Origin of the sequence: Halobacterium sp. CBA1126 (assembly GCF_009741975.1) — an archaeon.
In the GTDB taxonomy this organism is placed as follows: domain Archaea; phylum Halobacteriota; class Halobacteria; order Halobacteriales; family Halobacteriaceae; genus Halobacterium.
Window position 1 is genome coordinate 1 of sequence record NZ_WPCF01000199.1, and the last position, 1,483, is coordinate 1,483.

The following is a 1,483-nucleotide window of genomic DNA, read 5'->3' on the forward strand; positions in this document are numbered from 1 at the left end:
ACGCCGAGTTCCTCGGCGAGTTCCTCGTCGCTGTCCTCGCTGTAGAAGCGCTCGACGAGCGTCGTCAGCTCGTCGACGGACAGCGACGTCTCGAAGTCGAGCGCGTCGCGCATCTCCGCGACGGTCTCGCGGAGCCGGGCTTCGACGTCCTCCTCCGAGGCGAGCGACCCGTGCGTCTCCGCCTGGGACTCCGTGACCGTGTCGTCGTCGGCCACGTCGACGAAGATGTCCCGGAGTTCCTCGGTCTTCTCGTCCATGTAATAGTGGCACCCTAGCGGAGCGCGCCGCTATATGTCTGTTGTCTTACCACGCGAGCTCCGTAAACCATAGAATTAAAACCGGTTGACGAGAGTGGTCGGGCCGTGAGCGTCGAAACAGACTCCGTCGACCTCGTCGGCGCGGACGTCGCCGAGAACGTCGCCCGCGCCGCCGTCTTCGCCGCGCTCGCGGGCGCGTTCGCGTACGTATCGTTCCCCAACCCCGTCTCCCCCGTCCCGGTGACCCTCCAGGTGCTCGGCGTGTTCCTCGCAGGCATCTACCTCGGGCCGCTGTGGGGCGGCGTCTCGCTGGCGCTGTACGTCGTCGCGGGCGCCGTCGGCGCGCCCGTCTTCTCCGGCGGGAGCGCGGGCCTCGGCGCGCTCCTCGGCCCGTACGGCGGCTACCTCTGGTCGTACCCCGTCGCCGCCGCCCTGACCGGGCTGGTCGCCCACGGCACGAGCGGGCTCGCGAAACCCCGCGAGGTCTCGGTGCCGCGGCTCGTCGCCGCGATGCTCGCGGGCACCGTCGTCGTCTACGCGGGCGGCACGCTCGGCTACGCGGTCGTCCAGAACGTCGGGCTCTACCGCGCGTTCGTCGTCGCCGCGGTGGCGTTCGTCCCCGCCGAGGCGTTCAAGATCGCGGCCGCGGTCGGCATCACGCGCACGGAGGACCTCGGCGCCGCCTGATGCTCGCCGTCGACGACCTCGCGCACCGCTACGGCGACGCCACCGCGCTCGACGGCGTCACCCTCCGGGTCGACGACGGCGAGTGCGTCGTCCTCGCGGGCGCAAACGGCTCCGGGAAGACCACGCTCGTCCGCCACCTCAACGGCCTCCTCGAACCCGACGAGGGCGAGGTGCGGGTGAACGGGACGCCCGTCCACGACGACCTCGTGGCGGCGCGCGCGAGCGTCGGCATGGTCTTCCAGGACCCCCGCGACGGCTTCGTCGGCGCGACCGTCGGCGCGGACGTCGCGTTCGGCCCCGAGAATCTCGGGCTTTCCCGCGAGGAAATCGACGCGCGCGTCGCGGAAGCCCTCGACGCCGTCGCGCTCGCGGGCCGCCGCGACGAGCGCATCGACGAACTCTCCGGCGGCGAGCAGGCCCGGGTCGCAATCGCCGGCGCGCTCGCGATGCGCCCCGACCACCTCGTCCTCGACGAACCGTTCGCGGGGCTGGACTGGCCCGCCCGCCAGTCCGTCCTCGAGCGCCTGCGCGCGCTCCAC

Annotated in this window: 2 protein-coding genes and 1 pseudogene; 2 read left to right on the top strand and 1 reads right to left on the bottom strand. The window is 72.2% G+C overall.

Annotated elements, in window-relative coordinates; translation table 11 throughout:
* Positions 1-257: pseudogene (locus GJ634_RS15140) on the bottom strand (conditioned medium-induced protein 4); the annotation flags it as partial.
* Positions 258-362: 105 nt separating this feature from the next.
* Here GJ634_RS15140 and GJ634_RS15145 point away from each other — a divergent pair.
* Entirely contained in the window at positions 363-944 is a 582-nt protein-coding gene (locus GJ634_RS15145) for a biotin transporter BioY (protein WP_331714212.1), read from the top strand.
* A partial coding sequence (locus GJ634_RS15150; RefSeq protein ID WP_157503654.1) for an energy-coupling factor ABC transporter ATP-binding protein occupies positions 944-1,483 on the top strand: 540 nt, incomplete at its 3' end. The genes GJ634_RS15145 and GJ634_RS15150, both read left to right, overlap by 1 nt.